General features: G+C 52.4%; 9 protein-coding genes. 1 reads left to right on the top strand and 8 read right to left on the bottom strand.

Features of this window, described 5'->3' with window-relative positions; genetic code table 11:
* Position 1 precedes the first annotated feature (1 nt).
* The 8 genes from M0651_RS08885 to xylA form a co-directional block, all read right to left on the bottom strand.
* Positions 2-2299: a glycoside hydrolase family 3 N-terminal domain-containing protein gene (locus M0651_RS08885; RefSeq protein WP_248551487.1), complete on the bottom strand. Its 2298-nt coding sequence runs from the start codon at positions 2297-2299 to the stop codon at positions 2-4.
* Positions 2300-2593: 294 nt separating this feature from the next.
* A complete protein-coding gene (locus tag M0651_RS08880) occupies positions 2594-3511 on the bottom strand; it encodes a carbohydrate ABC transporter permease (protein ID WP_248551486.1) in 918 nt (305 codons plus the stop codon).
* Between the two features lie 24 nt (positions 3512-3535).
* Positions 3536-4465, bottom strand: a complete 930-nt coding sequence (locus M0651_RS08875) for an ABC transporter permease (protein ID WP_248551485.1) — start codon at positions 4463-4465, stop codon at positions 3536-3538.
* Positions 4466-4549: 84 nt separating this feature from the next.
* The gene (locus M0651_RS08870; RefSeq protein WP_248551484.1) at positions 4550-6037 is read right to left on the bottom strand and encodes an ABC transporter substrate-binding protein; all 1488 of its coding nucleotides are present in this window, start codon (positions 6035-6037) and stop codon (positions 4550-4552) included.
* Positions 6038-6236: 199 nt separating this feature from the next.
* Positions 6237-7769, bottom strand: a complete 1533-nt coding sequence (locus M0651_RS08865; RefSeq protein WP_248551483.1) for a response regulator transcription factor — start codon at positions 7767-7769, stop codon at positions 6237-6239.
* Positions 7762-9585: a sensor histidine kinase gene (locus tag M0651_RS08860; RefSeq protein ID WP_248551482.1), complete on the bottom strand. Its 1824-nt coding sequence runs from the start codon at positions 9583-9585 to the stop codon at positions 7762-7764. The genes M0651_RS08865 and M0651_RS08860 overlap by 8 nt, the downstream gene beginning before the upstream one ends.
* Before the next feature lie 371 nt (positions 9586-9956).
* On the bottom strand, positions 9957-11453 hold the full coding sequence (gene xylB / locus M0651_RS08855) for a xylulokinase (RefSeq protein ID WP_248551481.1): 1497 nt from the start codon (positions 11451-11453) through the stop codon (positions 9957-9959).
* Between the two features lie 91 nt (positions 11454-11544).
* Complete coding sequence (gene xylA, locus M0651_RS08850; RefSeq protein WP_248551480.1) at positions 11545-12861, bottom strand: xylose isomerase; 1317 nt, start codon at positions 12859-12861, stop codon at positions 11545-11547.
* Between the two features lie 239 nt (positions 12862-13100).
* Between xylA and M0651_RS08845 the strand changes: the two genes are divergently transcribed.
* Positions 13101-14300 (top strand): ROK family protein, encoded by a 1200-nt coding sequence (locus M0651_RS08845; protein WP_248551479.1) that lies wholly within the window; start codon positions 13101-13103, stop codon positions 14298-14300.
* The last annotated feature ends 31 nt before the right edge of the window (positions 14301-14331 follow it).

Genomic DNA, 14331 nt, shown 5'->3' with positions numbered 1-14331 from the left:
TTTAACCCTCCCGCACAAAGAGATTGGCGCTCAGCGTATCATTCACATTTTTACCGACATGTACCCGGAATTCTCCCGGCTCCACCACCGGTTTATAATCCCGTCCAATGTACTGCAGCTGTTCCGAACCAACCTGGAACTCCACCGTCTGCGTCTCGCCCGGCTGCAGGAATACCTTGCGGAAGCCCTTCAGCTCTTTCGCCGGCCGAGTCACGGTACTTGCAATGTCGGAGATGTACATCTGTACCACTTCCGAGCCAGCCCGGTCGCCCACGTTCGTCACTTCTACCGACACCTTCGTAGTGCCGTCCGTATCGATCGTATCGGACTCTACCGTTAAGTTGCTATAGTTGAAAGCGGTGTAGCTCAGCCCATAGCCAAACGGGTACCGAGGCTGCGAGTCATCTTCCAAGTAGCGTTTTCCCCGCGATCGTTTACCGTGGTAGTAGACCGGGATCTGTCCGACATGCTTTGGAACGGATATGGTCAGTCGTCCGGAAGGATTCACGTCCCCGAACAGAATATCCGCTACGGCATGACCGCCCTCTTGACCCGGATACCATGCCTCCAGAATCGCATCGGCGTTCTCATCGATCCAAGGCTCAGCAATCGGCCGTCCGTTGATGTAAACCACTACTAGCGGTTTACCCAATTTATGGATTTCTTGAATCAGCTCCAGCTGTACACCGGACAAACTGAGGTTCATGCGATCAATGCCTTCGCCGCAATCCATGTCGCTCTGCGCATTGCCGGTCACTTTGGATGCACCGGTTCGGAGGTCAATCGTACCCTCGCCGAAGTCGCGCGCGCTGGAGCCGCCGACGACCATAACCACCGTGTCTGCTTGTTCCGCGCAAGACAAAGCCACGTCGAATCCTTCTCGGGAGTCGCCATTAATCCGGCAGCCAGGAGCATACAGCACCCGCTCCGGCGTTCCGGCAAGCTTACTGCGGATCCCGCCCAGCACGGTCGTGACCTTGGAACGCGGCTGCGGCGAAGTGTAGTCGCCCAACTGGTTGTAGCCCACATCGGCATTCGGGCCGATGACGGCGATTTTACCGGCGTCTGCGGACAGTGGCAACGCGCCGCCTTCATTCTTGAGCAGCACAATGCCTTCGCTGGCCAACTGCCGAGCCAGCTCCACATGTTCCGTGCTGCCGATCACCTGCTCAGCCCGCACCGGGTCGGCGTACGGCTGTTCGAACAGCCCCAGTCGGAATTTCAGCGTCAATACGCGGCGTACCGCCTGATTGAGCACATCTTCCTCCAGCTGTCCCGAACGTACCGCCTCCACCAAGTGCTTGCCGAACATCACGCCGGACATCTCCATATCGATGCCCGCCCGAATCGCTTGGATCGCCGCATCCCGTCCGTCCTCCGCCACGTCGTGGCCGGAAGCGAGCATGTCGATCGCGCCGCAGTCGGTAATGACCATGCCGTCAAAACCCCACTCGCCGCGCAGAACGCCATCCAATAATTCCTCATTGGTTGTGCACGGAACGCCGTCAATCTCGTTGTAGGCCGGCATGATCGAAGCCGCGCCGGCTTCCACCGCCTTGCGGAACGGCAGCAGGTCGACCTCCAGCAGCTCGCGCCGTCCCATATGAACCGGGCCGGCATTGCGGCCGCCCTCGGAGCTGCCGTAGCCGACAAAGTGCTTCAGCGTGGCCGCCACGCTGTCCTCTCCGTCCAAACGTTCCCCTTGCAAGCCCTCGACCGAAGCCACGGCCATTTCGCCGATCAAATAGGCGTCTTCGCCAAAACACTCTTCGGTCCGGCCCCAGCGAGGATCACGCACAACGTCGAGGACCGGCGAATAGGTGACCGCGCCGCCTTGGCTGCGCGTCTCCCGGGCCACCGCCCGGCACATCTCGCGATACAGCTCCACGTTCCAGGTGCTGCCGAGCGACAATGGCACCGGAAAGACCGTAGCTCCGATCGCCATATGGCCGTGCGAGCACTCTTCGCCGATCAGAATCGGAATACCGAGGCGCGAGTTCTCGATGGCATAACGTTGGATTTCGTTGACTGCCTCTGCCCCCTCGCGTGGCGACAAGCCGGTTTCCAGCGTCACGCCTGTCCACGGATCGGCGCGCAGCACGCCGTACAGCGAGCCGATCCCGCCGCTTTGCACCTGCTCTTTAAACGAATCGGTCAGCTGGATCTCTCCATCGTTATGCTCATAGGTCTGCCAGCCGAAGGGTTGAACCAGCTGGCCGGCCTTTTCTTCCAATGTCATCAGCCCGAGCAAGTGCTCCACTCGTTCCGGGACGGGTTTCGATCTGTCTTTGTACAGCAACGTCTCCACCTCGCTCCTTAAATTTTTCCTCAATATAAAAGAGTTCAAAAAGGGTTGGATCTAGAGTTCCAATGACGTTCAAAAATTGACTTTTCAGCACCGAGAAGGTTGGATGAAGCTAGGGACTGAGTAGCGCGGCGTAGCTGGAGGCTACGTGAGCAACTGAAATGTTTCCGCAGGAAACATTCTTCGGAAGCCTACGCTTTAGGCCCGGCTGAATTCAAGATTCGATGCCGATTAAACTACTTGGTACTACTTCGTGATCAAAAGGCAATTTTTGAACCACCGCTATATTTATTCTTTGACAGCGCCTACCGTAAGTCCTTGTACAAAATACCGTTGGAAGAACGGATATGCAAAAATAATTGGCAATGTCGCCAGCACAACCATCGCCATCCGGGACGTATCCTGCGGAATCGACGACAGGGCCTGCAAGCTTAGCGAGCTATTTTGCGAGTTTTGCTGAATAAAGGCAATACTCGATTCGATCCGCATCAGCATCGATTGCAGCGGCACCAAATTCGGATTGTCGATATACAGCAACGCGTTAAACCAGTCGTTCCAGTAACCCAAGGTGCTGAACAAGCCGATTGTAGCGAGACCCGGCAGCGACAGCGGCAACACGATGCGGAGGAAAATATAGAAATCGCCAGCACCGTCAATCCGGGCCGATTCGATAACAGCTTCCGGTACGCTTGTACTATAAAACGTACGTAAAATCATGATATAAAATGCATTCATCGCAAGCGGCAATATCAGCGCCCACAATGTGTCTTTCAGACCCATCAACTGGGATACCACCATATAAGTCGGGATCATCCCGCCGTTAAAGAGCATCGTAACGATGGCAAATACGGAGAAAAATCTCCGGTAACGGAAGCTCTTCCGCGAAATCGCGTAAGCATACAGCGAGATCATGATCAAGCTGATCACGGTACCCACCAGCGTGACCAGAATCGTTACTCCGTAGGAACGAAGCAACGAATCGCCGCTCTCAAATACGAAGCGGTACGCTTCCAGACTCCATTTCGCAGGAATCAGCCGATAGCCGTCCGTTGCCAGCGTTTTTTCATCCGTGAAGGAAATAATAACGACGAAGAGAAAAGGGAACACGCACAAGAAAGAGAAGATGCCTGCGATCAGGTGCAAGACGGCGTTCCAGCCGCGGGAGACGTTATGAAAATCTTTGTTTTTTCTAGCAAGCTCCGCCATACTCTGACACTCCTTTCAGCTGTTTTAAAATAGAGCGCTGTCCTTATCAATTTTGCGCACGATGTAGTTGGAAACCATGACGAGAACGAAGCCTACCACCGATTGATAAAGGCCGGCCGCCGTACTCATGCCGATTTCCCCGGTTGTTTTCAGACCGCGATATACGTAAGTGTCGATGACGTTGGTAACTTGATAGAGTGTGCCCGAATCTCTTGGTACTTGGTAGAACAAGCCGAAGTCGGCGTAGAAGATCCGCCCTACCGCAAGCAGCGTCATGATAATAATGATTGGGGAGAGCAGGGGAATCGTAATGTTCTTAATCTGCTGCCATTTGGTGGCTCCGTCGATCATCGCCGCCTCGTAAAGCGATCTGTCGATCCCCATAATCGAAGCCAAGTAGACTACGCTGTTGTAACCAATCGTTTTCCATAGATTGACGAAAATCAAAATATAAGGCCAATATTTCGGCTCCGAATACCAGTTAATCCGTTCCATACCAAACCAGCCCAGAATCTGGTTGATCATCCCGCGGTCCATGCTCAGGAAGCTGAACGCGAAGTAACCCACAATAACCCAGGATAGGAAATAAGGCAGGAACATCCCGGTTTGATACACTTTGGCCATCGTCTTGCCGACCAACTCAGACAGCAGGATCGCCATCGCGACGGAAAGGACGAGTCCAATGAAAATAAAAGCTAGATTGTAAAACAACGTGTTGCGGGTAATGGTAAACGCATCGTTGGTGCTGAACAGGAACTTGAAGTTGTCCCAGCCAACCCATTCGCTCTTCGCAATACTTGCCCAGAAGCCGTCACGATTGAAACGGTATTGCTTAAACGCCGTAATGGTACCGACCAAAGGAAGATACGAGAAAAAGAAAAACCAGACGGCACCCGGCAACACCATAAATAACATGACTTTATTCTTGAGCAGGTTTTTGAAAAATGTAGCCATGATGTTCCCCTCCTGTCGAAAAAATAATGAAAAAGGATCGGGCGCAACTATCACCCGCCCGATCCCTTACTGTTTCTTTAATTGTTACTTGCTGTTCGCAGCTCTCCAGGCATCGAGCTGAGCTTGGGCTTCAGCAATGACCTTATCAAGGCCGGCCTCTTTGAATTTTTCGATGGCTTTCGGCAAGTAATCTGCCGGATCAACCGTACCCGTCATCAACGAGGACCAGAATTGTTCTTTCACGTTTTGCACGGCAGCCATTTCAGTTGCTACTTTCGTGCTGTCGAAGTTGAAGCTCAGGATCGGCGAGTTGACGCCTTCTGCGTTAAACTTCTTGAATTGCTCCCATTTGTCGTCTGCATCGTTCGGGTTCAAGTAAAGGAGCATGTTGTTGCCCAAAGAGTAAGACGGCATGTCGTAGTTTTTCGATTCTGCCAGGTTTTCGTAGTGCGTGTCGTCAAGCTTGTTGTAGTGAACGCCTTCGATCCCGGAGTCAACCATGTTACGCAACACCGGATCGGTGTTCAACAGGTTCAGGAATTCCATTGCTTTCTCCGGATGTTCGGAGTTTGCAGAGATCGCCATGATCGAACCTTGTACGGAAGTGTTCGTGATGATCGCGTCACTTGCCGGTGTGGAAACTACAGGGTAACCATAGCTTGCCGACCACAGGTTGTCCGCGAGTGGTTGAGTTTGCGCACGGTCCATGAACCATTGGCCGGAAGTCATCAGGTCGCTGGTGGAACCGGTGGTTGCAGCTTCAGGAGCTACATAACCTGCTTGATAGTACTTGTGCATTTGGTTCAGAGCCGCTTGCATTTCAGGTGTTTCCAGGATGTTAACGATTTTATAATCCGTAGTATCCAGTTTCACAGCCATCGGCAGGTTCTGGATGACGTAATCATAAGGCACGTAAGGAACGTAGTTCTTGTCCATTGCGAAAGGCGTTACGCCTGGTTCGTTTTCCTTGATTGTTTTCAGCAATGGCTCGATGCTTTCCAAGGAACGACTACTGGTGATGTCTACGTTGTATTTGTCAGCCAACGTTTTGTTAAAGCGCCATACTTCTTGTTGAGGCAATTCTTTGTTGGCAGGAATGCCGTAGTTATGGCCGTCGACTTTGGAACCTTCCAGGAAGGCCGGATCGATCGCGTTCTTCAGATCTTGTCCGTATTTCTCGAGCAGATCGTCAATCTCCAGGAATGCGCCTTTTCTGGCGTTTTGTACGTAGTCGAAACCACCGGCGGAAGTGAAGACGATGTCCATCGGCTCACCGGAAGCAACGTTAACTTGCATTTTTTGTGTGTAATCGCCCCAGTCGATCATTTTCATAGTGATCGTTGCGTTGATTTTCTCTTTGGTGTATTTGCTGACTTCTTCCATAACGCGGTCTACGTCTTTTTGAGGCGTCCCGATCGTGTACCAAATCAGGTTGACCGTTTCTTCCGAGTTGCCTGCTGCCGAGCCATTGTTGCTTTCAGCGTTCTTGTTTCCGCCGCATGCGCTCAGAACAAGCACTAAAGCCATCAGAGTGGCAAGTACGAAAGAAAAACTTCTTTTGTTTTTACTCATGCTGATCCTCCCTTTTGAAGCTCTTTTTGTTTTGTTTAACTAACTTAACCTTACCGGATGAAAGCCGTTACAAAAAGAAGATAAACTTAAAAAATCATTGTACAAATTAAAGAAAAGGACAATACCCCGGATCCAAGGAAAACCTACCTTTCCGGCAGGCCAAAATCTCCCTGATCCAGGGTACCCATCCCCTTCATAACTAATGCAGTGCTTTAAAGTCGGTGGGAGAGATCCCCACGTATTTTCGAAACTGTTTGTAGAAATAGCCGATTTCCCAATATCCTACGTTCCGGGCGATTTCGTGCACCTTGAGATTGGTGTTCTTCAATTGCTGCTTCGCCTTATCAATTCGGTACTTGTTAATGTACTCGGCAAAGGAGACGCCGGTCTCCTTGTGAAATAGCTGACCGAGATATACCGGATGAATATGATATTGTCCCCCTAATGTTTTCAGGGACAGCTCGTCGGCATAATGTGTCTCGATGTAAGTCAGCACTTGATGCACGACCGGATTTTTAGCATCCTGCAGCAGGGAGCAGACCGTCTCGTCCGCCAGGCCTTCAAGGATTTCAATCAGTCCCTGGTACGATTCACAGCGTTGCACACTTTGGAGCGCTCTCTTAAACAAGTCGGTCTCTTCCGTATATTTGATGTGCTGAAGCTCCATTTTAAAGCGGACCACCAGCTCTAGTGCCGCGTTCTGTAAATCCTCGGGACGGATGCCCTCCAACTGCTTCAACTGTTCGAAATCACGGCGAATGCATTCCTTCAACCCTTCTTTATCTTTAGCCAAAATCAGTTTGGCGTACTCCTCCCATGCCAGCGGATAACCGCTCTCCAGCACGTTGTTACCGCCGCGGTCGCCTTCCAGTTGCTTGTATTCAATGGTACGCCGATCTGGATAAATCAAATAATATTCTAGGGCGCGCTTGGCTTCCTTGTAACTGAGTGAAGCCGCCTCAGGAAGCCGGCCCGCGCTGCCGACGCCGATTTGGATCGTTCGGTTCATGACAGACAGCTCTAGAGACAGGTTCTCCATCAGCTCCGCAAATGTCCTCTTCTCCACCGCTCCTTGAGGGAGGGAGCCCACGATCACAATATCGCCGTCCACATCGCGGAATAAGGTGATTCCCCGCTGCATGTTCAGGTAACATTCGGTTCGTTCGAATACTTCGCCCGGACTCCCATTCGTGCGCAATACAGCAACTGCAGCGCAAGGCCCCTGTAAGTACAGTCCGAGCAGCTCGGCCCGCTCCTCAAATTCGGAAGCAGCGATTTGCCCGTTTAACCAGCGGTACAACGTGTTATCCTTCAGAATCTGGACATCATAGGCGTCATACAGACCGTCTGACTGTACGCTATCCAGCTTCTGCACCGTGGTGCGCAGCGTCGACTCCAGTTCCTCCAGATTAATGGGTTTCAACAGGTAGTTTTCGATGCCTAACTTCATGCCTTCCTTGAGGTAATCAAACTCGTTAAACCCGCTTAAAATAATCACTTTCAGTTCCTTGTGCAGCTTCCTCGCTTCGGAGATCAGCGTTAACCCGTTCATCACCGGCATGGAGATATCTGTAATCAATACGTCAACCGGCGTTGAACCCAAAGCGTCCAGCGCCTTCTGTCCGTTCTCCGCATGCCCAACGATTTCGAGACCAAACTGCGGCCAGTCGACGATATCATATAAACCTTCGATAATAAACGGTTCGTCGTCGACGATAAACACCTTATACATCTTCGCCCTCCATTCCTTCCTGATTGGGGTAACGAACAGTGATGGTAGTCCCTGAGCCAGGCACGCTGTCGATCTCTATCCCGTAAGCTGGACCATACAAGAAACGCAACCTCGTGTGTACACTGCGCAAACCGAACATTTGCCCGGTTTCTTCCTCTCGCTCCAGCTCCCGGCGGATTTCCGTAAGCCGGTCCGGTTCGATGCCTTTCCCGTTATCATGTACCACCGCGATCAGGGTATCTCCTTCTTCCCGCACTTCGATCGTGATCCGGTTATCAAAATGGTCCGTTTGTATCCCATGGACGATGTAATTCTCCACGATCGGCTGCAGGGACAGCCTGACAAGCGCTTTGCCGTAGAGCGCCGGTTCGACCTCAATTTCATAGTTAAAACGATCCTTGTAACGGATGCGGAACAATTCCAGATACAAGCGGCAGGCTTCCAGCTCGTCCTTCAGCGTGTAGTTTTTCTTCTGCTGTACCATGCTCTTGAACAGGACGGACAAGCTGTAGATCATTTCGCCCACATCCCGGGCCCCTTGGGATATCGCCCGCATGCGGATGACCTCCAGCGTATTGTAGAGAAAATGCGGGTTGATCCGCGCCTGCAGCGCAACAAGCTCCGTTTGCTGCTGTTTGATCTCCGCTTTGAACACCCGGTCGATGTACAAATTGAGCTCGTCCAGCATGTCGTTAAAGCTCTTCGAAATCTGCCCCAGCTCGTCCTCCCGTACGTCGGCGATCCGCGCCGTGAAGTCGCCATTACGAACTCTCCGGGTAAACCGGATTATGCCGTTCGTACGTTTGGCGAAATTGCTGATGAATAATGCCGGGATTAGAATGGCAAACAAAATGCAAATGGAACTGATCGTCAAAATCGTATTGCGGAGTCCTTGATAGGTTTTGGCCAACTCCTCTTTCGGGACGGTACTGAGCACCGTGAATCCCCCCTGACTTTGCGTCAGCTTAGTAGCGATCAGCCCGTTGCCCAGCACCCCAGTGTCATACATTGAGTTAATTTGCTCGGTATAGGGGTATTTCCGGCCGTAATACGTTCCGGAGGTATCGAACAACACGTTACCATCCGCGGACAAGACCAGAATTGAACCTTTCAGCTCTTCCCTGTACATTGCCAAACTGCCCCACACATTCGCTGTATCGAAGTAAACGTCCAATTGCCCAATGTTGCGGAGCGTTAGCTTATTATTGAGCGGGATGCGAACCGAATACATTGGAGTATCCGGTAAACCCACCGTTTTGCGCACCCAGATGTTAGCTGTTCCCACATTCATCCCTTCCTGTTGATACATCACATCCGGCACGAAGGATCGGGCCTGATTGGTGGGGATAATCTTAAACTGCTTATCGCTGCCAAAGACATACAGCTGCTGCAGATCCGCGCTATACAACATCAAACTGCGGATATCCGGGTCGTCATCGACCACGTTGCGGAAATACAACACGGTATCCGTAGATGAACTATTTTCCATATAGAATCGGTCTAGGCGGTAATTCACGTAATCCTGATACGGGTGCTCCAGGAAAAAGGAAGTGTTCGAGGCCCGCTCCTCGTCTCGATAAATGTCCCGCACCATAGACTGTACGGAGTCGTATTTGCCGCCGATGTAATCGCTGACGCTTTCGATCGCCCGCTTCTGGACGTCCAACTGCCGTTGCACCGCGGACTCCGACATAAACATGAACATTAAATAGGAAAACGTAATGATCGTAACGATCGTGATCACCGAGAAAAACAAGATGATCTTCATGAACAAATTGTTCTTGAAGTAATTCCGGTAAATGTTCCGAATGAACATGTCTTCCCTCCTCGTGCAAGGTCAATTATACCATGCCTTTGGGGCTACATGGGATTAGCCGTTCTTGGCGGGGTGGTCGCAAGCTCCGGGCTGCCCGTAATGCGGCGAATGCGCTAGAATGTTGCAAAAAGTGCAACTTTTGAGGGCCTGAATGCCTCGAATGAGCTGAATTGCTGTATTTCCTGCAACATTTTCGCTTGTGATAACCGAAGATGCACTAAAATGTTGTACAAAATGCAACATTTACAGATGTGCCAGGCGCTTCGGCTCAAAATGTTGTAAGAAATGCAACATTTTCAAATTTAAAACGCCTGCTCCTCGTGGGAACAGGCGCTTCTCATGTATAGTGGATCGATCCGAGTCCGAAAAACTTACCCGCGGAATTCCTGCAGCCCTTCGTTCAGCGAACGGGTCGCCGCATAAACCTGCTGGTACAGCTTGAAGAGTCGAGCATATTTCTCCACGTTCGCCGGGATCGGTTCATATGTCTTCGCGTAGCCGATGAAGGCGTCGGCGCATTCCTTCAAGCTGCCGAACCAGCCGCTGCCGACGGCGGCCATCATCGCCGCACCCATCGCCGGGCCTTGCTCGTTCTTCAACGCCACAACCGGCTTGCCGAAGATGTCGGCTTGCATTTGCAGCCAAACCGGATTCTTCGCGCCGCCGCCGATGGAGATGACGCGTTCGACCTCAATGCCGGCTGCGCCGAACAGGTCAAACGATTCTTGCAGCGAGAAGGTGATCCCTTCCATCACCGCGCGGGCCAGGTGTTCCCGGCGGTGCGTGCCGGACAAGCCGATGAAGCTACCGCGGATCACGCTGTCCGCGTGCGGCGTACGTTCCCCGACCAGATACGGGGTGAACAGCAGCCCTTCCGAACCCGGCGCGATATCGCCGACCGGCTTCAGCAGCTCGTCAAAACTAAGCTCGGGTGCCAGCGATTCCTTGAACCAGCTCAAGGAATACCCTGCAGCCAGCGTCACGCCCATGGCGTAAAAAGCACCCGGATGCGCATGGTTAAAGAAATGCACCTTGCCAGCAAAATCCTTGTTCTTGTCTTCTTCGTACGTCAACACCACACCGGATGTCCCGACGCTGCACAACGCGTCGCCCTTGCGAACGATGCCCGCGCCAACCGCGCCGCAGGCATTATCGGCACCGCCGCCGAACACCTTCGTGCCGGCCGACAGGCCGGACTCGGCGGCAAACTCCGGCAGCAGCGTGCCGGTGCTCTCGGTGCTGCCCACTAGCGGTGGGCAGAAACCGGCAGGAAGCCCAAAGGCCGTTGCGATCTCTTCGCTCCAACGACCTTCCGGCACGTTAAGCAGCAGCGTTCCCGCCGCATCGGAGATTTCCATTTGCACTTGGCCGGTCATGCGGTAACGCAAGTAATCCTTCGGCAGCACGAACCGCGCAGCTTTGGCAAACAACTCCGGCTCATGCTCTTGAACCCAGAGGATCTTCGGCAGCGTAAAACCTTCCAGTGCGGCGTTACGCGTAATGTCGAGCAGTTTGCTGCCCAGCTTTGCATCAATGTCACGACATTGCTTCGTGGTCCGTGTATCGTTCCACAGGATGGCATTGCGCAACACGTTGTTCTGCTTATCCAACAGGACCAGTCCGTGCATTTGACCGGAGAAGGACACGCCCTCCACGTCCCCAGCCGTTACGCCGCTTTCCTTCAACAATTGCTTCAAGCAAGCTAAGGTTCCTTTTACCCATTCCTCGGGATCTTGCTCACTGAATCCGGGACGCTCTTGAATCAACGGATAAGCCGCCGACGCCTCCCCTGCGATCTCCCCGTTTTGGTTCACGAGCAACGTCTTGACCGAGCTGGTCCCCAGGTCAATGCCAATTACATATTTCATCGCGATATTCTCCCTTCGCATGTCCCTTATACCAAAAAAGGGACGGCAGGCGTCCCCTTTTGGAAAAGTTGTTCAAAACGTATCTTTACGCTTATTTCGTGCCGAAGATGTATTCGTTCAGGCGAGCTTTAACCAGCTCGAGGTGGTTCGATTTGTTGACGATATGGCTGTGCTCCAAAGCATAAGCTTCCAACGTTTTGAAGTTGGCTTTGCCGGATACGATGTCCGCGCCAATGCCCGTCTTGAAGGTAGCATAACGATCGTTCAGCAGATTCTCGATGAACTTGTCTTCGATCATTTTGCCGGCAACTTTCAGACCTTTCGCGAAGGTATCCATACCAGCGATATGAGCGTAGAACAAGTCTTCGGGCTCGAAGGAGCTGCGTCTTACTTTCGCGTCGAAGTTAACGCCGCCGGAGCCGAGGCCACCGTTTTGCAGGATTTCATACATAGCCAGTGTTACGGCATACAGGTCGGTAGGGAATTCATCGGTATCCCAGCCGAGCAAAGTGTCGCCTTGGTTGGCGTCGATCGAACCCAGCATATTGTTAATGCGAGCTACGCGCAGTTCATGCTCAAACGTATGGCCGGCCAGTGTCGCATGGTTCGCTTCCAGGTTAAGCTTGAAGTGATCTTGCAAGCCGTATCTTTGCAGGAATGCAATCGTTGTAGCTGCATCGAAGTCGTATTGGTGTTTGGTTGGCTCTTTTGGTTTCGGTTCGATCAGGAATTGTCCTTTGAAGCCGATTTCCTTCGCGTAGTCGATCGCCATTTGGAAGAATCTTGCCAGGTTGTCGAGTTCCAGGCCCATATCGGTGTTCAACAGGGATTCGTAACCTTCGCGGCCGCCCCAGAACACATAGTTTTCAGCGCCCAGCTCAAGAGCCGTTTCCAGACCTTTCTTCACTTGAGCCGCAGCATATGCGAATACGTCTGCGTTCGAAGTTGTTGCTGCGCCATGAACATAACGCGGGTTGGAGAACATGTTCGCCGTGTTCCACAACAGCTTCACGCCGGTTTGCTTCATGCCTTCTTTGATTTTCGCTACGATCACGTCCAGGTTCTCGTTGGATTCTTTCAGAGTAGCGCCTTCCGGAGAAACGTCGACGTCATGGAAGCAGAAATAAGGAGCGCCAATCTTCTCCAAGAATTCAAAGTTTACTTCTACGCGGGCTTTCGCAAGATCCAAGCCGCTTACCGTTTCCCAAGGACGAATCATGTTGCCTTGACCAAACGGGTCACTGCCGTTCATGGTCAGCGTGTGCCAGTAAGCAACTGCAAACCGAAGATGCTCTTTCATCGATTTGCCGAGGATGACTTCATTCTCGTTATAATGTTTAAATGCCAGCGGATTGTTGGAACCTGCGCCTTCATACTGAATTTTGCTAATGTTCTTAAAATAACTCACCACTAATTCCTCCCAGCCAGAGATTAAATTTTAAGTAAGCCTTTACATCCTGTGGATTATAAGTAGCATGCCCACCTAATCATGGGAGCATGCCTTTCACACCTAAATCGTATCACGTTCCACTTAGTTTGTCTAGTAAACTAACAAAGTTATTGATGAACCCCGGGTCATTTATGTTATGATGCGTATAGACCTAAATACACCATGCTTGGAGGCATGGGCATAACGAGGGAGTTTATATGAAAATCACAGGCGACCAGCAGCTCATCAAAAAAATGAATAAAACCATCGTCCTGGATACGATCCGTCAGCGTCAGCCATTGTCTCGTGCGGATATTTCCGCCGCAATCGGATTAAACAAGGCGACCGTATCGTCCCTCGTCTCCGAGTTGATCGACAGCCATCTGGTTACTGAGATGGGTCCCGGCGAATCCAGCGGCGGGCGTAAACCCACGTTGCTTCATTTTAACCGCAGCGCCGGTTATGCGGTCGGTATCGATATTCGCGTGAACGATTTACTGGCCGTGCTCGTCGATCTGGAAGGCCACGTTCTCCAGGAGAAAACGGTGCCGCTCGCCGACTTCACCCCTGAACACGTGCTTGAACAGATTCGCAAAACGATCCGCCAGTTTAGCAAGAAGCTGCCCGAATCCCCGTACGGTATCGTTGGGATCGGGATCGGGGTGCCGGGGCTCGTCGACGACAAAAGCCGCGTCGTATCGGCGCCTAACCTGGACTGGAACCAGGTTGACTTGTACGAATCGTTGGCCTCCGAATTCGGGCCCAATCTGCATATAGATAACGAGGCCAATGCCGGTGCCATTGGCGAGAAGCTCTACGGCGCCGGCCGTGAGGCTCAAAATCTAATATACCTGAGTATTGGTATCGGTATCGGCTCCGGCATCATCGTCGGCGGCGAGTTGTATCGCGGCACGTCCAATTTCTCCGGCGAGGTCGGCCATATGACGGTCGCCGAGAACGGCCCGCTCTGCCGCTGCGGCAACCGCGGCTGTTGGGAGACGTTAGCCTCGGAGAAGGCACTGCTCGATCGGGCTGCCAAACTGTGGAGCGACTCGCACCTGGATCTGGAGGAGATCATCCAGCTTGCCCGCGGCGGTGAACCTCGCGCCGTTCAACTTCTGGATGAAATCGGCGCCCGGCTTGGCGTTGGATTGGCCAACCTGGTCAATATCCTGAATCCAGAGTTAATCGTGATCGGTAACCGCCTGTCGCTTGCCGGAGACCTGCTGCAAGATGCCATGCTGCGCACCATCGAGAATCGCAGCTTGTCCTATCACCGGAAGAAGAGCGGGGTCGCCTTCGCCAATCTAGGCATCCGTTCAACGGCGCTGGGCGCGGCTTCTATGCCAATCACCATGTTCCTCAGCGAACCGGATCCCGCCCTCGCACAGGAAGGCAGCCCCTCAGCCGGGCTTTGATTTAAAGTAAATAACCCGCAGGATCGTGTAT

The organism is Paenibacillus mellifer (assembly GCF_023195895.1).
Classification (GTDB): Bacteria; Bacillota; Bacilli; order Paenibacillales; family Paenibacillaceae; genus Fontibacillus; species Fontibacillus mellifer.
The sequence above is the reverse complement of the archived record's forward strand: the minus strand, read 5'-3'. Positions and strand labels throughout refer to the sequence as shown.

Coding starts and splice junctions, on each gene's coding strand:
- M0651_RS08865 (WP_248551483.1), bottom strand. CDS start 7,769: ATGTATAAGGTGTTTATCGTCGACGACGAACCGTTTATTATCGAAGGT.
- M0651_RS08880 (WP_248551486.1), bottom strand. CDS start 3,511: ATGGCGGAGCTTGCTAGAAAAAACAAAGATTTTCATAACGTCTCCCGC.
- M0651_RS08875 (WP_248551485.1), bottom strand. CDS start 4,465: ATGGCTACATTTTTCAAAAACCTGCTCAAGAATAAAGTCATGTTATTT.
- xylB (WP_248551481.1), bottom strand. CDS start 11,453: ATGAAATATGTAATTGGCATTGACCTGGGGACCAGCTCGGTCAAGACG.
- M0651_RS08845 (WP_248551479.1), top strand. CDS start 13,101: ATGAAAATCACAGGCGACCAGCAGCTCATCAAAAAAATGAATAAAACC.
- M0651_RS08870 (WP_248551484.1), bottom strand. CDS start 6,037: ATGAGTAAAAACAAAAGAAGTTTTTCTTTCGTACTTGCCACTCTGATG.
- M0651_RS08860 (WP_248551482.1), bottom strand. CDS start 9,585: ATGTTCATTCGGAACATTTACCGGAATTACTTCAAGAACAATTTGTTC.